A 17,837-nucleotide genomic window follows, 5' to 3' on the forward strand; every position below is an offset into this window, starting at 1 on the left:
GCACCTTCACAAGGAGTCCTGCGTGTCAGGCCAATTGCTCGAACCGGAACAGATCGCCGCCGCGGCGAACATCCCGCCCTTCCTCCACCTGCCGCAGCGCGACCTCTTCGCCAGCCGTGCCGAACGCCTGCGCCAGCTCGCCGACGGCCACCCGCTGGGCGCCTACCTGCTGCTGATCGCCGACCTCTGCGAGGCCCAGCAGCGCGTGCTCGACAACCCGCCCGCGCTGCCCGGCCCCGCACCGGAAGCCGTCGCCCGCAGCCGCGAGCACCGCATGCCGCCGCTGCCCTTCGAAACCCTGGTGCGCGCCGACGGCTGGCTGGCCGCCGTGGATGCCCTGCTGGACCAACTGCCGGCCCCCGGCAACCCCGCCGTCGCCGCCGCCCTCCAGCAGCTGCGCCAGGCCGACGCCGGCCAGCGCAAGGCCTGGGGCATCAGCCTGCTCAGCGGCCAGTTCGACCTGCTGCCGCCCGCCGTCGTCCCCTTCCTCGGGGGCGCCCTGCAGGTCACCTTCAGCCACTGGCTGCTGGCACTGCCCGAGGGCAGCGTGCAGGACGGCGAAGCCAAGGTGGTCTGCCCCGCCTGCGGCTCCCCGCCCGTGGCCGGCATGGTCCGCCACCTCGGCCAGCACAACGGCCTGCGCTACCTCAGCTGCTCCCTGTGCAGCTGCGAATGGCACTACGTGCGGGTCAAGTGCAGCCACTGCCAGGAGAGCAAGCGCCTGGCCTACCTCAGTGTCGAACGCGACGACCGCCCGGCCGACAAGGCGCCCCTGCGCGCCGAGACCTGCCCCAGCTGCCAGGGCTACCTCAAGCACTGCTACCTGGAGCACGACAGCCACGCCGACGCCCAGGCCGACGACCTCGCCAGCCTCGACCTCGACCTGCGCCTGGCGGAGGAGGGGTATCTGCGACGTGCGCCGAACCTGTTGCTCGCGCCTGGGAGCGAATGAGCACCTAGACTCAGCAACCAACCCCAATGGACTCGGCCGGCCACGGGAGGGCTGGAGAACATGGCTATGTCCGCGTCGCGTGCTGCCAGCAGGTCAGGGAGCCCAGCTCATTACTGCGTGTGCTGCGAGCCCCTGTTTCGCCTTGCCTGGCGAGTTTCTTTTTTCAGTCGTCGGAATGCCGCCCACAAAAAAGAAAACCAAAAAGGCTTGCCCCTGCATCCGGGTCCCGCTGCGCGGGACTTCCCTCGCTCCATCGGTGCCCCGGGGGCACGGCGCGACTGGCCATCCATGGCCAGATCGCGCCTCTCGCGGCATCCATACCGCTCAACCCCCGTTGCACCGACTCCGCTCGGCCTCCTGAAGGGGCGTTATCCCCGCCCCACCTTTTCCGCTCCGCATGAGTACGGAGTGGGCACCCGAGGTATTTTGGCTCCCACGTCAGGGCGCGTTATGACGATGGCGGGACGCGCTTGTAATAGGCATTGCCCCAGCGCAATCCCTTGCCAGCCGCGCTACCGAACCCGCACGCGCTAACCCGGACGCCGCTCAAGGAATCCCCCATGTCAGCCCCCCGCCTTCCCTCCGTCGACCGCCTGCTGCGCAGCCCCGCCTGCACGCCGCTGCAGCAGCGCTACGGCCGCGAGCCCCTGTTGAAAACCCTGCGCGACCTGCTCGACGAACTGCGCGAGCCCGCCCGCCAGGGCCAGCTCGCCGCCATCGAACTCAGCGAAGCCGTGCTCGCCGGCCGCGCCGGTGAACGCCTCGCCGCCTGGCACGCCAGCCGCGTGCGCCGGGTGTTCAACCTCACCGGCACCGTGCTGCACACCAACCTCGGCCGCGCCCTGCTGCCCGAGGAGGCCATCGAAGCCATCACCCTGGCCGCGCGCTACCCGCTCAACCTCGAATTCGACCTCGCCAGCGGCAAGCGTGGCGACCGCGACGACCTCATCACCGGCCTCATCCGCGAGCTGACCGGCGCCGAAGCCGTCACCGTGGTCAACAACAACGCCGCCGCCGTGCTGCTCGCCCTCAACAGCCTCGGCGCACGCAAGGAAGGGGTCATCAGCCGGGGCGAGCTGATCGAGATCGGCGGCGCCTTCCGCATCCCCGACATCATGGCCCGCGCCGGCGTGAAGCTCGTCGAAGTGGGCACCACCAACCGCACCCACGCCAAGGACTACGAGGCCGTCATCAGCCCCCGCACCGGCCTGCTCATGCGTGTGCACACCAGCAACTACAGCGTCCAGGGCTTCACCGCCAGCGTCGCCACCCCCGACCTCGCGCGCATCGCCCACGCCCACGGCCTGCCCCTGCTGGAAGACCTCGGCAGCGGCACCCTGGTGGACCTCACCCGCTGGGGCCTGCCCAAGGAACCCACCGTGCAGGAAGCCCTGCGCGACGGCGCCGACATCGTCACCTTCAGCGGCGACAAGCTCCTCGGCGGCCCCCAGGCCGGGCTCATCCTCGGCAGCAAGGAACTCATCGGCCGCATCAAGAAGAACCCCCTCAAGCGCGCCCTGCGGGTGGACAAGCTCACCCTCGCCGCGCTGGAAGCCGTGCTCGCCCTCTACCGCGACCCCGAGCGCCTCGCCGAACGCCTCACCACCCTGCGCCTGCTCAGCCGCCCGCAGCCCGACATCCTCGCCCAGGCCCAGCGCCTCGCCGCGCCCCTGGCCACCCAGCTCGGCGCCATCTGGCAGGTCAGCGTCGAGCCCGCCCTGGGCATGATCGGCAGCGGCGCCCAGCCCGTCGCCCGCCTGCCCAGCGCCGCCCTCTGCCTGCGCCCGCAGCAGCCCAAGCGCCTGCGCGGCCGCGCCCTGCGGCGACTGGAGGAAAGCCTGCGTACCCTGCCCATCCCGGTGATCGGCCGCCTCGACGACGACGCCCTCTGGCTCGACCTGCGCCAGCTCGACGACGAGCCCGCCTTCCTCGCCCAGCTGCCCCACCTCGACGGAGCCCTGCCGTGATCGTCGGAACCGCCGGCCACATCGACCACGGCAAGACCGCCCTCCTCACCGCCCTCACCGGCCAGCAGGGCGACCGCCGGCCCGCCGAGCGCGAGCGCGGCATCACCATCGACCTCGGCTACCTCCACGCCGACCTCGGCGACGGCCAGAGCACCGCCTTCATCGACGTGCCCGGCCACGAACGCTTCGTCCACAACATGCTCGCCGGCGCCTGCGGCATCGACCTGTTGCTGCTGGTGGTGGCCGCCGACGACGGCGTCATGCCGCAAACCCGCGAGCATCTCGCCATCGTCGAACTGCTCGGCATCCGCCGCGCCCTGGTGGCCCTCACCAAGATCGACCGCGTCGAGCCCGCGCGCATCACCCAGGTCCGCACCGAAATCGCCGTCCTGCTGGCCCCCGGCCCCTTTGCCGGCGCCCCGGTGTTCCCGGTGGACAGCCTCGGCGGCCAGGGCATCGACGCCCTGCGCCAGGCCTTGCTGGGCGAGTCCCTGCTGGCCGCCACCCGCCGCGACGACGGCTTCTTCCGCCTGCCCATCGACCGCGCCTTCAGCGTTTCCGGCGCCGGCGTGGTCGCCACCGGCACTGCCTTCGCCGGGCAGGTGCGCATCGGCGACGAACTGGTGCTCAGCCCCTCCGGGCGCCTGCTGCGGGTGCGCGGCCTGCACAGCCGCAACCAGCAGGTGGAGAGCGCCCGCGCCGGCCAGCGGGTCGCCATCAACCTTGCCGGCGAGCGCCTCGCCGTCGACGACCTGCACCGGGGCGACTGGCTGCTGGCGCCGGCCCTCGCCGCGCCCACCACCCGCATCGACATCGACCTGCACCTGCTGCCCGGCGAGCCCCATCCGCTCGCCCACTGGACGCCCGTGCACGTCCACCTCGGCGCCCAGGACGTCACCGGCCGCGTCGCCCTGCTGCAAGGCAACAGCCTCGCCCCCGGCCAGCAGGCCTTCGCCCAGCTGCTGCTCAACGCCCCTGCCCACGCGGTGCATGGCGACCGGCTGGTGCTGCGCGACCAGTCCGCCCAGCGCMCCCTCGGCGGCGGCCGCGTCCTCGACCCCTTCGCCCCCGCGCGCAACCGCCGCAGCACCGAACGCCTCGCCCAGCTCCAGGCCCTGCGCAGCGCAAGCCTGGAACAGGCACTGCCGGCCCTGCTCGACGCCGCCGACAACGGCCTCTACCCACAACTGCTCGAACGCCAGTTCAACCGCCCCCGCAGCGGCTGGCAGCTGCCGCCCGACACCCTGCAGATCGACACCCGCCTCGGCCCCCGGCTGTTCACCCGCGCCCGCTGGCAGGCCCTGGAAAACCGCCTGCTGGACGGCCTCGCGCGCTTCCACGCCGAGCAGCCCGACGAACTCGGCCCCGACCGCGACCGCCTGCGCCGCTACGCCCTGTCGGAACTGGAGCGCCCGGTCTTCATCGCCCTGCTGGAACAGCTCATGGTGCGCGAGGCCGTCCAGGCCAGCGGCCCCTGGCTGCACCTGCCCGGCCACCGCGTGCAGCTCAACGACGCCGACGAAGCCCTGCGCCAGCGCATCTGGCCGCTGCTGGAGGCCGGCCGCTACGACCCGCCCTGGGTCCGCGACCTGGCCCGCGAACTGAACGTGGACGAAAGCGCCATGCGCCTGCTGCAACGCAAGCTCGCCCGCCTCGGGCACCTGCACCAGGTGGTGAAAGACCTCTTCTACCCCGACGCCACCCTGCGCGAACTCGCCCAGCACGCCCGCCAGCTGCAGGTCGCCCACGGCACCATCAAGGCCGCCCACTGGCGCGACCGCATCGGCCTCGGCCGCAAGCGCAGCATCCAGCTGCTGGAGCACTTCGACCGCATCGGCTACACCCGCTCACCCCCTAGCCCCCGGCACACCGCGAGCGCCCCGCCCGGCAAGGCCTGTAGGACGCACCGTGCCGGGCACACTGGCGGCCTGATCGGCGACGACGTCGCCCCGCCCGGTGAAGGAGCCAAAGGATGAAACCCTGGATCGTCGGGGCCGTGGATGCGGCCCTGTTCCTGTTCGGCTGGAGCGCCATCGCCCTGGCAGCCGCCCCTGACGCACAGGCCGCGCTGCTGTTCTCCGCCTGCTGGCTGCTGCCTGTTTCCATCGCCGTGTGGGCACTGGGCACCCGCCAGGCCCGCGCCATCCTGGCTGGTCGGGGTGGGCTACGCCGTGCGGCGTGGGAGGGGTTCTGCTGGGGCGCGGGGCTTGGGCTGGCCGTCGTACTGCTCAGCAACGCCCCGGATGCCCTGGCGGCGGGTGGCGCGTTGGAGGGGCAGCCGTTGTTCAGTGGGCATACGGCGCGGTTTCTGCTGGATGGCTGGCCGTTTTATTTGGTGACGGGGGTTTTGGGTAGTGGTCATGCGGTGGGGTTTTACAGACTCAATGGGTGGTTGTTGTGGAGGTATAGGATCACTTAGTTGCGTTCAATGTTGATCGCACAGATTTCCTTGTCGCGAGTTACAGAAAGGGATTCGATGTCGGACTGAGACTATCTCGTCTATTCGATCGTCAAAAATTCTAGAGCTGGAACAGCATTTAGCGGTTATCCGACTGACTGAAGGAGAGCCTTAAGTTCGGTATTTGCCAAGATAAGTTGGCAAGAAATCGTGCCACCATGCTTTACGCTAGCCTGCACGTTGCACTGCCTACGGAAGTGTTCTTTGTACAGGGTTATAGTCAGCGCCAACCAAAGTTTGGAAGTGCGCTTGCCACCTTGAAAAGTGTATCTGCGCCGTTGACAGCTTCCTGATTTTTGCATTCTATCCGTACCATTGCACTAGAAATCCCAATCATAAGCTATGGAAGGCGAAAGCGATGCTGTCTCGAATTATTGCATTTATAAGTGCGTCTCTTTTTCTTGTTTTTCCTTTTTTTTCATTTTGCGCCGAGTGGCGCGTTGAAAATCTAGAAGTTTATGTGGGCGACTATAACTCCGATGGGCGCCAAGATATATATTTAAAAGCTATCAACTTCACTTCGGTTGATGGGTCTATTAATCAACCTCCTTTCAAAAGTCAGATTCTGTTACGCGATGGGGCTCGCTACAAAGTTATTTACAATTTAGATAAGCGTCGTTTGGAAGGTACGGCGTGGGTGGCAGCCCCATTTCATCATTACACGGCAGATGTGGATGGAGACACCCGTTCAGAATTAATTCTTCAGCCGCTAGAAACGTCTGGTGAGCTGCTGGTTATCAGTCCTGATGAATCCAAAGATAGCGTGATATTTCAGGCCAGCGGTCAAGAATTGGGGATGGATATTTCTTTTAACAATGGATCAGTAATCGAGTTTTTAGGTAAGGCGCTAGGCGGAAGTCTCTCTGTTCGGATAACACATCCACGTCAAGGAGCAACTGTAACATCGTTAGAAAGAACAGGTTGGACATATGCAACTCGGACTCAGGGCGGGGAGGGGAAGGTGGCAATTCTTGGGGGGGCTCCTGAGGCATATGAGATTTTAAATCTGTCTCTTCCCTCTGTGAGTGTGGGACTAGATGGGAATGTGCAGTTTAGCCACTCATTAGATGTTCCTCCTGGCATCAATGGTATGCAGCCTTCACTGGCGATTACATACCAAGGCGTGGGATATAACGGGATGCTCGGCCGCTCTTGGAGTATGGCAGGCATATCTGCAATCTATCGCTGTGGTTCAACTATTGCCCAAGAAGGCTCCACCATTCCTGTTTCATTGTCAGGCACTGACAAACTTTGTTTGGACGGCAACCATCTAAAGCTGGTTTCTGGCCAGTATCTACAGCCAGGTAGCGTCTATCGTGGCGAGATAGATGGTTTTAGTCGAATTACACAGAGTGGTACAGCAACCTCGCCTACTTTTGAAGTTAAGACAAAGCGCGGCGAAAAACTCATATACGGAGGGGGTTCTGCAAGTATTTCAACAAAAGGTAAAGTCGCTGAATATATATGGGGGCTTAAATCCAGTGTAGATGGCTTTGGGAATAGTGTTCAGTATGATTATGATCCAAATTCGGACTCACTTCTGCCGACAATGATTTCATATTCTGACATAGGTATAAGTTTTGAGTATCAGCCAGTCGCGGCACTCAGAAAATATCAAGGTGGTGGGTATAGTCAGCTCCTGAAAATAGTCTCGGCTGTAAATATTGCTGTTGGCGGAACTCAAAGGGCTCGATATAAATTTTCGTATAACCAAGCTCCAGAAAACTCTCTCTATATGGTTCTATCTAGTATTCAGGCGTGCCGTTGGGGGAACGGTGGCAAGCAATGTGAAAGCCCAGCGTCGTTCGAGTATGTCAATCAGGCACTGCAGTGGATGCCTGGTGTGCAAATCTCTCAAGGCACATACATAAGTCGATCGGCAGGTCAGACTTTTTTGCCTATTGATTGGGATGGGGATGGCGCTAAGGAGTTTGCGCGCACATATATCTCCACAGGAAACAAGTGGAGAGTTGGTCTAATAAAGTCGAATGGGGTTACGATCTCGGATCAGACTTTATATGAGGGAGTTCAGCAGCCATTATCGCTTGGTCGCTTTGACTACGATGGAGACGGCTCAGAGGAAATATTGTACCTTAAGATTGTTGCCTCGCAAGTTAATAATCCATTAAAAACTTTACAGTGGTGGGCTATTACAAAAAGTGGAGATATTCCTGTTAGCGAAACTTGGCAGGCTGACGGTCATGGGATAATAGTTAAGTACTCATCAGGATTGCTGCAAAATTCATACATTGCAGGAAATGCTATAGATGCAAACGAAGATGGTAAGGATGATCTTTTATTGCCGGTTAACGGTCAGTGGTCTATTTATTTGAGTGGGGGGACAACTCAAGCACCTACATTTACCCGAGTTAATTGGCTGTCTGGCTTTTCGCTATCTCAGTATCGCTGGCTTTTACCTATTGCACATGATCCCGCTGGCGGCATTCAGATAATGACGGAAAAGCTAGGTGTTCTTCATAGTTCTGTACTGAAAAAGGGAGTGGTGCTAAGCGATAGCTCTCTTGTGTCCACTGGGATGAACGCAGATCGTGCGGTAAGCGCCGACTTGAACGGTGATGGACTGTCGGACTATTTGGTGCAAGGTTCAAATAGTACGCTGTCAGTTCTATTAAATACAGGCTCATCTCCTTCGGGAAGTATGTTTCAACGGATTGATACTGCATACCCATCCACTGAAGTTCTTCCCTTGTTTAAAACTCGTTCGGCAGCTGCTGACTATCCTACAAGAGCATTCGATTATGATGGAGATGGCGCTCAGGAGATTTTGTACCCGGGTCAGGATGCACTATTTTATCTTCTTAGATATACGGGTAATTCTTTTGAGAAAATACCTACTGGTGTGGCGCTGAGTAGGGAGTTTAGTTCTGATCTTGCTAAGCTAGAACCATATTGCCGGAAGTCGATTACGGATTTTAATCGGCTTATTTCTGATAATCGTGCTAGGGGAGATTATAGTACGGCGGAAGCACTAGAGTTATTGCTTTATTCAGGAATGGCTATCAGCTGTGGATATAATCCGGAAGGTGTAAAAATTGATCCGTTTGAAGTCTTTCCTGGTGACTATACCGGCAAGGGGGTGGACGAAATAATGCTGGGTCTTCCTGATCTGCTGCATGATGTTACTGGGAAACCCTTTTTTTACGGCGTTAAGTGGAGACTCCATGGGCAAGTGCGAGACTTTCCAAGTCTGCTTAGTAAGATCTCATACGGCTCTGGGAATCTAGTCGAAATTCAGTATGGTAAGTTAAATAATCCCTCAATCCACGCACCTGCTTCTGGAGTCGCGTTCCCTGACACGGTTGTGCGTTCTGGACTACCAGTGGTTAGCAAGCTTCTAACAGCAAATGGAGTTGGTAGTAGCAATGTTCTAGAAATTAAATATAGCGGGGCGCGGCTTAATCGCTTAGGGCGTGGGTTTCTGGGGTTTTCGTCAATAGAAGCTAAAGACACGACTCGTGGAAGAGCTTCCGTGCGGACTTTGCGACAAGATTTTCCTTTTATAGGTGCAGTGATCAAGGAGGAGGTATTTCAGGAGGCGCAACTGGTCTCTCGCACTAGTAATACTTGGAACAAAATTGAGACGGTTACTGGGAAGTCGTACTTTCCATATCTAGAGTTTCAGACCCAAGAACAGTTCGACGGTGGGGCTCCGGTCTCTGCCGTGCAGTCATCACAATCAGTTGATACATACGGTAGTCCACAAGTCAGTACCATTCGGACAGCTGGCTCCGCATCTGGCTTGAGCGCACCGATACACACCAAAATAGTAACTAGTCAATTATCCAATGATGACAGTGCATGGTTATTGGGCTTTGTAACCAGTCAATCTGAGCAGACAACTCATGCGGGAAAAACTCGTTCGCGCACGAAAAAATTCACTGCTGCACCTGGCACGCTAGCTGTATCAAGCGAGACCCGTTACTTTGGTGCTCCGTCTCTGGAGTACACATTGAGTTATACGCGGGATGCAAATGGTCGAGTTACGTCCACGACTACTGCAGGGGCTGATTTTGCCACCAGAACTACTATAGAGGGTGAGTTTCATGGGCCTTGGGCAACTAAAAAGCAAAATGCCATAGGACATACTGAGCGGTACAGCTTTGATCGCTTTACCGGTAAGCCACTTACTGTCACTGATGTTAATGGGCTGGTAACGGCTTATGAATATGATGCGTTCGGGAGAGAGGTATCAGTTCATCATCCAGACGGCTCAAGTGAGCAGACCATCTTCAGTTTATGCGGTAGTGGTGCAATGTGTCCCGTTGGCGCGGTAATGGCGATACAAAAGCGGACTGTCGGTGCAAATGGCGGGCAAGGAAAGCCTGAGCGATGGTCTTATCTCGATCAGTTTGCGCGTACCATCCGAGAGCGCCACCAAGGATTTTCTGGCGAGTGGATTTACACCGATACTCAGTATGATTCACTTGGACGTAGTATCAAAAAAACTGAGCCTTATAGTCTTACCCCTAATTATTTAACGACGACGTGGGACAGTTTTGACCGACCTCTTACTCAACAAGTCAGTGGCGGTGCGCTGATTTCCTATAGCTATGGAGCAAGGGCAGGTGGAGGGGCATGGCGCCAATATTCATTGAGTTACGACGCGGGAGGCATTCAAACACGCATTGAGCGTCGAGAAAATAACGCTCTCGGTCAGCTGGAGCTAAGCCAGAATGCAGTTGGTAGTTCTGTTGAAAGCAACGTCAGATACAACTATGACGCAGACGGTAACCTGACATTCATCAGAGTGAATAATTCCCCTGCAACCGATGTGACGATGGCTTATGACCTCGCCGGAAACCGGGTCGTTCTACAGGACCCTAATAGTGGTACACGCGTCATGTCCTATGATGCAGCTGGGCAGCTTAAGGAAACTACGGCCAGCGATGGTAGTAAAACTCGACAGGATTACGACCTTTTAGGGCGGATGGTCCGCAGGCTGGATATCAACCCCCAGGGCACGATCGTGGATGAGTCCGCTTGGACATTTGATGGCGCCCCAAATGCAATTGGGCTGCTTAGTGGTGTTGGGAAAGCGGATAAGAGTTTCTTGCAAGTTTTTGGTTATGACAGCCAGGCGCGACTGATTCAACGTTTGACCGATATTAAAGCAAGAGGCATGACCCGGACATATTTGGATAGTTATGTTTACGATGGTTTCAGTCGCCTTGCTCAGATTACTGATGCTTCTGGGCTTAATCTGCAATATCGCTACAATGCCTATGGTTATGCTGCTGGGGAGGTCGACCTTGCGACAGGAACAGCGTTACGGACTATAAATAGCCAAGATGATATTGGTAATATAACTAGGGTGACTTATGGCAATGGCGTAGTTAGTGACTATTCTTATGCGCCAGGCACAAACTGGTTAACCAGTCTACAAAGTAGTGGCGCGCAAGGCCCTATTCAAAGTCTTGCTTATAGTTATAGCCAAAATGGTGTTCTAACCACCCGTGAGGACTCCAGAGGTTACAAGGAAACTTTCATATATGACGGTCTTCAGCGTCTACTGAGCTCTACAAGAACTTTAAATGGGCAAGTGATTCAGGGAGGCTACGCGTATGACTCTCTTGGCAATGTATTGCAGAATCCGATGAACGCGACCTTACAATATGGGAGCTATAGCGCCGCGGGACAGGCAGTTTGCCAAGCTAGCGGTGGTGCTGAACCAGGCCCTCACGCCGTGCTACAGAGCGCATCAGGTTTCTACTGTTACGACTCACGCGGCAATCAGATTAGTGCTCCGGGCAGGAAAGTTGTATATAGCGTCTATGACAAGCCTCTAAGAATAACCAGTGCAGAGGGTGTAAGTGAGTTTGAATATGACCCTGAACGGAGGCGTTTTTTCCAGCAAAGCGTTAATAGTTCTTCCTTCTATCTCGATGAAGGACAATTCGAAGAAACTGTTGATAATGGTGGGCGAAAACAAAATCGCTATATTGGTGACTATCTGCAGTACCAGAAGGATGTAGCTACTGGTGTTTCTCGGTATTTTTATCAATTGAGAGATCAACTTGGTTCCATCGATACGGTTTCGAACGAGTCAGCTGGTGTCATTGAACGAACAGCTTATGCACCGTTTGGTTCGTTACGTGGTGGAAACTGGTCCGATTCGCCACTTCCAATGCAAGTGTCTAAGCGTGGTTTTACAGGGCATGAGCATTTGCCAGCAAATAATCTGATACATATGAATGGTCGTGTCTATGATGCGGGGATTGGAAGATTTCTTAGTACTGACACAGTTTACCAGGATGTAGGTAACTCTCAGGTTTTTAATCGATATTCATATGGCCTTAACTCACCATTTAGTGGTGTGGATCCTACTGGGTATGTGTTTGAAGAAGTTTCAAGTGGAGGAAGTTGGTTTCAATTGGCGACTCATAATATGAGTCTGGCTTTTTATAATGCTTTTTCTTTGAATGGTCCTGAGAGTTGGGGTGACTTCGCTTTAGGGATGTACAAATCGGAACTAAGTAATCAGATGTTACTTCCAGGTCCTATGGGCGATGTCACTAGGGCTGGAATGCGTTGGTTTCCAGACATTTTATCTCCAACGAGTTTAGATCAGCGAGTTGGCTCCGGTGTATTTGAAGCGGCTAGTCTTATGTCTGGGGTCTCGGCGGGTGGGCGTGCGCTGGTCCGGTCGATAAACTCCAAGTTGGAAGTCGCTGTTGCAGAACAATTTAGTGGGCTTATTAAGGTGCCTAGCCTGTCGGCGTCCGAGAGGCTGAGGGATTTGGTTATCAACGAGAATAGTTATTGTACTGCAGTCGCGTGCGGATTATTGAATACAGTCGGCGAGGGAAAGGTTGTTGTTTTTGCGGGGAGGGAGGCCAGATGGGGAGAAAGATACAGTTGGGGAGGTCCTGTCGGACCAATGATACAGGTTGGGAAAGATCTGAATTATGCATATCATTCTGTATATACCGACGGAAAGTATATTTTTGATCCATTTGTGTCTTCGGCTCCTATCGCGAAGTCTAGCTATTTAGATATGTTGAGGATGTATAATTCTGATGGATTCAGCTGGCGCATTTTGGCTCCTGAAACTAATCAGCTACTGCGCTCGGGGTTTTAAATGGTGAGAAATTATTCGGGTAGTGATGTTCCTGTTATTATCTTTCTGGATTTGCTAAGGATACTTGCGCGAGTGGGGTGGTTTTCTTTGGCTCCTAATAAAGTTACAGATCTGGAGATAGACCCAAGAATTTCATTCCATTTGCATCCTGAGGATGCTGGTAGAGTTTATGATTTATTGGTGAGGGGTATGCGTGAATATAGCGGGGAGACAGAGTGGCACCTGAGTCTGTCTGATAGTAATCGTTTTGTACTTAGGCCCGAGAATTTTCATGACGGAAGTTCGGGTTTTTATAAGCCTGAGGCTCGAACGGCAGAAGGTTATATGGCTAATCTCGATTTGATACTTCTGTCTGATTATATTTATTCCATACGTGATAGTGACTAGGGGGTAATGTGCCTATCCGTGCTTGCCTGTTCATGCGTTTATTCAGGCTAGGGGAGGCTTCTTGTTTCCTGCTTATTTTATGGGTGGGCAAGTTTCTGATATTTATCCAGCTATTAGAAAGGCCCGCCTGCGCAGTTTTTCTCATATGTCATTCAAAAGCGTAATTATCTTTACCCGCTTGCCACCTCATCCCCCCACTGCTCCAATTTCGCCCGGGTGTCCAAGTGTTGTAGGTTCGGATTTATCATCAACGCCCTGCCACCTGATAGGCGTTGTTCACCTTAAATCTATGTTTACGCTGCAAAAGATTATTAGCGTGGCCAACCCCAACCGCCGCTGAAGAAGGGGCTCAGGGTGAGACGTTGGTGTAAGCCCAAACAGAGGTTGGCTCCCTGATCAGCACGCCACGTTTCCTAGCGTGCGTTTCGTTCAGAACCTAAGACGGGCTAGAGCCTGTCTCTGGGAAAAGCTCAAGCAATGATTGCTATTGGCGATTAGCAGAGAGCTATTTACGCAAAGCGCACATCCCATGCGTTGGCGCATGAAGATGCTCATGCGATATGCTCGCCGCGCTCTAGGGCATAGGCGGACGCGCTAGCGGTCGTCGAACTATCGACGCTTCGTAGACACTCCACGTGAGGTCGCAACGGAGCTGACGCGAAAGCCCTGCAGGTCAACAAGGAAGGCAATCACGCCCGGTGGCGTGGCCGGGCTTCAAACCCGGTGGGGGACGGCAGCCGTTCCTGGGTGGGTTCGACTCCCACTGCCTTCCGCCACGTTCCCTCCCTTCTTCACTGTCCTTACCGGATGCACTGCGCGGATGTCCGACCAGAAGAGTTCTTCCGGGAACATCTGCGAGCCGTTGTATTGGAAGGTGAGGAAGTGCGGGGCGTCGTAGACGCCCTCCATCGCCATCACCACGCCGACGATATGCACGCAGGTGAAGGTGGGCTCCGGGACGTCGGGCCAGTTCAGTTCTATCCAGGCGGTGCGGCCCATCAGCGCGCAGGCGGTATCGAACGTGAAGTCAGCCATGCTCAATCTCCTTTCAAGCGGGTCCATTAGGTACTCCATAGCGCCGCTCGGATTCCTAGCCGTGCAGGAGTAACCCTTCCAGTTCTAGGAGGGTTCCTTCAGTATTCCGGCCGTTCCAGGCGATGCGGCATATGGACTATTTCCATCGCTGCATTATCCACAGATTTTGATTTATGGCAATGGTCCATATTGGTGTGATTCCATGGCTGAAGGGATGGCTGATCGAGCGCTTCATCTGCTCGAGATAACCAGTTTGAAAGACCTCGCCGAGGTCAACAGCAAGGAATACGTGCGCTGGCAGAGCATCAAGCGCGGCAAGGCACGTTTCGGCGCAGATGAGCTGGAGAAATTGAGTCGGTTTTATCCACAGTTCCGCTGGTGGCTGCTGACCGGGGAGGTGCTGCCCGAGGCCGGCCAGACCAGCCCCATCGACGCCCCCCCGCCGGACGCATGAGCCGCCTCACCCACCTGATCGAAGCCGCCCGTGGCGACCTGCCGCCCTGGGTGTCGACACCGGCCGAGCGCTGGGACGCCATCGCGAGCGAGTGCGGGCCGGATGAGCTGCTGGAGATCGAGCAGCGCCTCTACGCCTTGCGCTTGGAATTGGATGCGGTGGAGGACTGGGACGGCGACACCCGGGACGATATCCACAAGGCCATCGAACAGTTCCGCCGTCTGCTGCAGCTGGCTGGGGATAAGGCTAGGTGCCAAAGCTGATTTTCGAGTTCTGCCGATGTCACCTGTTTCGCCTCGCCGGGCGAGCAACCGTGTTCAGCGTCAAGCCACTTGAGGCCTGAAATGTGCCTGATCACGGAGCATCGCATTGAGGATGGTGAGCAGTTTCCGCATGCAGGCGACGACCGCTACTTTGCCGGGTTTCCCTGTTCTTTTAGTCTCCGATAGAAGCTGTGCACGACCTCGTTGCGGCTGCGAATGGCCGACAGCGTGGCCATGTAGAGCACCTTCCTGACTTCGGATCGCCCACCCCAAACTCGCCGGGTACCCCGGTAGTAGCCGCTGTCCCGGTTGAAGGGCGCGACACCCACCAATGCCGCAATCTGCTTGCGGTTCAGGTGGCCCAGCTCTGGTAGTAGAGCCAGCAACGTGATTCGACATACGGGCCCAATACCTTTCACTTCAGCCAGCAAGTCATCCTTGGCCCGCCAGATCTCTGATTTTTGAATGGCATCATTCAACCCTGCATCGCTGGCTCTGAGGCGCTTTTCCAGCCACTGGATATGCAGCTTGATGTCACGCCGCAAGGCCTTGCCTGCTGCCTGCTGCAAGCGCAGCTTCTCGGCGACCATCATGTCGACCAATTGACGCCGACGCCCAACTAGATCCGCCAGTTCGAGCGCTTGCTCCTCGGGTAGCGGCCGTACGGTGGGACGAATGGCGATCCCGAATGTGGCGAGAACCCGAGCATCTAACGCGTCAGTCTTGGCCAGTTGGCCCGATGCCTTGGCAAAGTCACGGACCTGCCTTGGATTGGCCAGTACCAACGGCAATTGCTGTGCAGCCAGCTCCGCAATCAGGAGACGCTCCAGGCCACCCGTTGCCTCAGCCACGATGAGGTTGGGTGCCAAGGCCAGCATATCGGTGGCCAGTTGGGCCCTACCTGAAGCGTCGTTGGCATAGCGCTGGAGCGTAGCGCTGCCACTGACGAAGACATCGAGAAAGTTCTTCGAGATATCGATTCCGACAACGAGGAGTTCTTGGTTCATGGCATTCCTCTCTCACCCTGACTTGCAGAAACGAGCTTTGAGCTCAGGCAACCGTTCGGGTTAATCAAGAAGAACCTGCTCCGACCCTCGCTCGCCCACGATCTGGAGATCTAGTTTCTGGCGGTCTGAAGCAGGTGTGGAACAACTTACAAGTTTCTTTTTTCAGTCGCCAAAAAAGAAACCAAAAAGGCTCGCCCCTGCATCCGGATCCCGCTGCGCGGGACTTCCCTCGCTCCATCGTCGTTCCAGGGGCACGCGCTGACGGGCCATCCCTGGCTCGGCAGCGCTCTCGCGACATCCATGTCGCTCAACCCCTTCCACGACGATTCCACTCGGCCTCCTGAAGGGGCAGGTTTCGCCGCCCAACCTTCTGAGCCGAAGACAAGTTCGGAATGCGCTTTATGTCTGTGCCCCTTTCCCTAGGGAAAGGGATTGGATGGGGCCGGGCCGAGACGTTGAAGAGCTGGGCAATCAGCAGGCTGAGCGGCAACACCAGCACGATCAGTGCGGTGCTGCGCTGGAGGGCAGTGAGGGCGGTTCTACTTCCGCATGGTGAGGCGTTCAGTTTTCATCGGCGCGCGGTCTATCAGTGGCTCCGCCCTCAGCCAACAACCCGCCGCATGGCCACGCGCCCGCTGAGGCCGGCTTCACGCTCGGCGGCAAGGTGCGCGGCGAGGGCGCTGTCGCAGGCGGCTTCGGCCAGTACCTGGAAGCCCGCGCGTTCGTAGAAAGGGCGGTTCCAGGGCACGTCAGCGAAGGTGGTGAGGGTGAGGCAGGGCAACCCTTCGGTGCGGGCGCGTTCGGCGGCGGCCTCCAGCAGGGCGCGGCCGTGGCCCTGGCCGCCGTGGTCGGGGTGCACGCTGACTTCGGCGATGTGCAGCCCCTGGCCTTCACGCTCGGCCAGCAGGAAGCCGACGGCGCGCCCGGCGTGTTCCACCACCCACAGCAACCCGGCCTCTAACCCGCGCTGGAGCGCGTCGCGCGGCAGTGTGTGGCCGCGCAGGTGCGCGGGCAGGTGGGTGGTGCTGAAGCGTTCGGCGGCGAGCCGTTCGATGTCGCCCAGGGCGGGCAGGTCGGCGGGGTGGGCGAGGCGAAGGGTCATGAAGCGCTATCTACTAGGGGTTTCTCCATCTGCACCAGGGCCACGCGCTGGCCGCCCGGTGCCTGGCGCTCGACGATGGCGCGGGGCTGGTAGCCGAGGCGGGTGTAGAGCAGCAGGCCGCCGGTGTTGGCGTTGAAGCAGGAGATTTTCATCAGCTTGGCGTCGTAGCCGGCGCGGGCCTGCTGTTCCATTACGCCGATGAGGTACTGCGCCACGCCCTGGCCACGGGCCCAGTCGGCCACGAGCATGTTGCCGAGGGCGCAGTAGGCGCCTGGTTCCCATTGGTAGAAGTTGGCGAAGCCGGCGATGCGCCCGTCCAGCAGGGCGACGGTGCTGCCCTGGCGCTGGGCGATGGCGTCGACCAGCTGCTCGACGCTGAAGGGCCAGGTGGCGCGGGGGTAGGCGAAGAAGAGTTCGTCGGCGTCGCGGGGGAAGCGGACGACCTCGGCGAGGTCACCCGCGCCCACGGGGCGGTGGCTGAGTGCGGGCATGGCGGGGGKCATCGAGGCGGGTAGTGGTCGAGGATGCGGCCGATGGTGTCGCGGATGGCGGCTTCGCGCTCGGCGGGGCTGGGCGGGGTGGCGGGGAGGATCTGGGCAGCGCTGCCGCGCCAGACGAGCTTGCCGTCCTTGCTGTCGTAGAGGTCCACCTGCAGGGTGCCCACCTGGTAGTCGTAGGTGCGGGTTTCGGTCAGGCCGGGGCCGCCCCAGTAGTTGCCCCAGCTGCCGCCCCAGTAGCCGCCGTAGTTGGTGCTGACCTGCTGCTGGCGGTCGTCGACGATCAGCCAGCTCTGCACCAGCAGGTCGGCACGGGCGCCGGGTGCGGCGGGGCGCAGGCCGCGCTGGTCGAGCTGCTGGGTGAGGGCGTCGCGCAGGCGCTGTTCGGTGAGGTCGCTCTTCAGGCGCGGGTCGTCGGGGCGGTACTGCAGGGCAGGCTCTTTCCAGGCCCAGCTGCGGTAGGCGCCGAAGTCGCGGGTGCGGTCGTAGTCGCGGTCGATCTCCACGCTCTGGCAGGCGGCCAGCAGCAGGACGGAGGCGAGCAGGAACAGGCGGCGGATCATGGTGGGTCTCCTGGGCCGGGGGGCCTATCCAATCCCATGCCGGGGTGGCCGGC

Annotated in this window: 9 protein-coding genes, 1 tRNA gene and 2 pseudogenes; 8 read left to right on the plus strand and 4 right to left on the minus strand. The window is 58.4% G+C overall.

Annotated features, from left to right (window positions below; all coding sequences use genetic code 11):
• Positions 1-22: 22 nt before the first annotated feature.
• From fdhE to SZ55_RS21290, 8 genes are all read left to right on the plus strand, one after another.
• Positions 23-952 (plus strand): formate dehydrogenase accessory protein FdhE, encoded by a 930-nt coding sequence (fdhE, locus tag SZ55_RS21255; protein WP_044411227.1) that lies wholly within the window; start codon positions 23-25, stop codon positions 950-952.
• 560 nt (positions 953-1,512) lie between these two features.
• Positions 1,513-2,919: an L-seryl-tRNA(Sec) selenium transferase gene (gene selA, locus SZ55_RS21260; RefSeq protein WP_044411230.1), complete on the plus strand. Its 1,407-nt coding sequence runs from the start codon at positions 1,513-1,515 to the stop codon at positions 2,917-2,919.
• Positions 2,916-4,895 carry a selenocysteine-specific translation elongation factor gene (selB, locus tag SZ55_RS21265; RefSeq protein ID WP_082078310.1) on the plus strand — a complete coding sequence of 660 codons (1,980 nt, stop codon included), beginning with the start codon at positions 2,916-2,918 and terminating at the stop codon, positions 4,893-4,895. The genes selA and selB overlap by 4 nt, the downstream gene beginning before the upstream one ends.
• The gene (locus SZ55_RS21270) at positions 4,892-5,338 is read left to right on the plus strand and encodes a hypothetical protein (RefSeq protein WP_044411233.1); all 447 of its coding nucleotides are present in this window, start codon (positions 4,892-4,894) and stop codon (positions 5,336-5,338) included. The genes selB and SZ55_RS21270 overlap by 4 nt, the downstream gene beginning before the upstream one ends.
• A 397-nt stretch (positions 5,339-5,735) precedes the next feature.
• Entirely contained in the window at positions 5,736-12,476 is a 6,741-nt protein-coding gene (locus SZ55_RS28175) for an RHS repeat domain-containing protein (RefSeq protein WP_152644528.1), read from the plus strand.
• Between the two features lie 1,067 nt (positions 12,477-13,543).
• Positions 13,544-13,639, plus strand: a tRNA-Sec gene (locus tag SZ55_RS21280).
• A 461-nt stretch (positions 13,640-14,100) separates the two neighbouring features.
• Positions 14,101-14,352 (plus strand): hypothetical protein, encoded by a 252-nt coding sequence (locus SZ55_RS21285; RefSeq protein WP_044411235.1) that lies wholly within the window; start codon positions 14,101-14,103, stop codon positions 14,350-14,352.
• Positions 14,349-14,615, plus strand: a complete 267-nt coding sequence (locus SZ55_RS21290; protein WP_044411238.1) for a hypothetical protein — start codon at positions 14,349-14,351, stop codon at positions 14,613-14,615. The genes SZ55_RS21285 and SZ55_RS21290 overlap by 4 nt, the downstream gene beginning before the upstream one ends.
• Positions 14,616-14,675: 60 nt before the next feature.
• On the opposite strand, the pseudogene SZ55_RS21295 reads toward SZ55_RS21290, so the two are convergent.
• From SZ55_RS21295 to SZ55_RS27665, 4 genes and pseudogenes are all read right to left on the minus strand, one after another.
• Positions 14,676-15,622 (minus strand): annotated as a pseudogene (locus SZ55_RS21295) (IS110 family transposase).
• A gap of 601 nt (positions 15,623-16,223) precedes the next feature.
• Positions 16,224-16,724: a GNAT family N-acetyltransferase gene (locus SZ55_RS21300; protein ID WP_044411241.1), complete on the minus strand. Its 501-nt coding sequence runs from the start codon at positions 16,722-16,724 to the stop codon at positions 16,224-16,226.
• The gene (locus SZ55_RS21305; RefSeq protein ID WP_044411301.1) at positions 16,721-17,215 is read right to left on the minus strand and encodes a GNAT family N-acetyltransferase; all 495 of its coding nucleotides are present in this window, start codon (positions 17,213-17,215) and stop codon (positions 16,721-16,723) included. Before SZ55_RS21305 ends, SZ55_RS21300 begins: the two co-directional genes overlap by 4 nt.
• Before the next feature lie 11 nt (positions 17,216-17,226).
• A pseudogene (locus tag SZ55_RS27665) lies at positions 17,227-17,784 on the minus strand (DUF4136 domain-containing protein); the annotation flags it as partial.
• Positions 17,785-17,837: the final 53 nt, after the last annotated feature.

The sequence above is a fragment of the Pseudomonas sp. FeS53a genome (assembly GCF_000931385.1).
Classification (GTDB): Bacteria; Pseudomonadota; Gammaproteobacteria; order Pseudomonadales; family Pseudomonadaceae; genus Metapseudomonas; species Metapseudomonas otitidis.

What these genes read in the sequence shown, in the direction of transcription:
- SZ55_RS21305 (WP_044411301.1), bottom strand. Translation starts at nt 17,215, where the DNA reads ATGCCCGCACTCAGCCACCGCCCCGTGGGCGCGGGTGACCTCGCCGAG.
- selA (WP_044411230.1), top strand. Translation starts at nt 1,513, where the DNA reads ATGTCAGCCCCCCGCCTTCCCTCCGTCGACCGCCTGCTGCGCAGCCCC.
- SZ55_RS28175 (WP_152644528.1), top strand. Translation starts at nt 5,736, where the DNA reads ATGCTGTCTCGAATTATTGCATTTATAAGTGCGTCTCTTTTTCTTGTT.
- SZ55_RS21300 (WP_044411241.1), bottom strand. Translation starts at nt 16,724, where the DNA reads ATGACCCTTCGCCTCGCCCACCCCGCCGACCTGCCCGCCCTGGGCGAC.
- SZ55_RS21270 (WP_044411233.1), top strand. Translation starts at nt 4,892, where the DNA reads ATGAAACCCTGGATCGTCGGGGCCGTGGATGCGGCCCTGTTCCTGTTC.
- SZ55_RS21285 (WP_044411235.1), top strand. Translation starts at nt 14,101, where the DNA reads ATGGCTGAAGGGATGGCTGATCGAGCGCTTCATCTGCTCGAGATAACC.
- SZ55_RS21290 (WP_044411238.1), top strand. Translation starts at nt 14,349, where the DNA reads ATGAGCCGCCTCACCCACCTGATCGAAGCCGCCCGTGGCGACCTGCCG.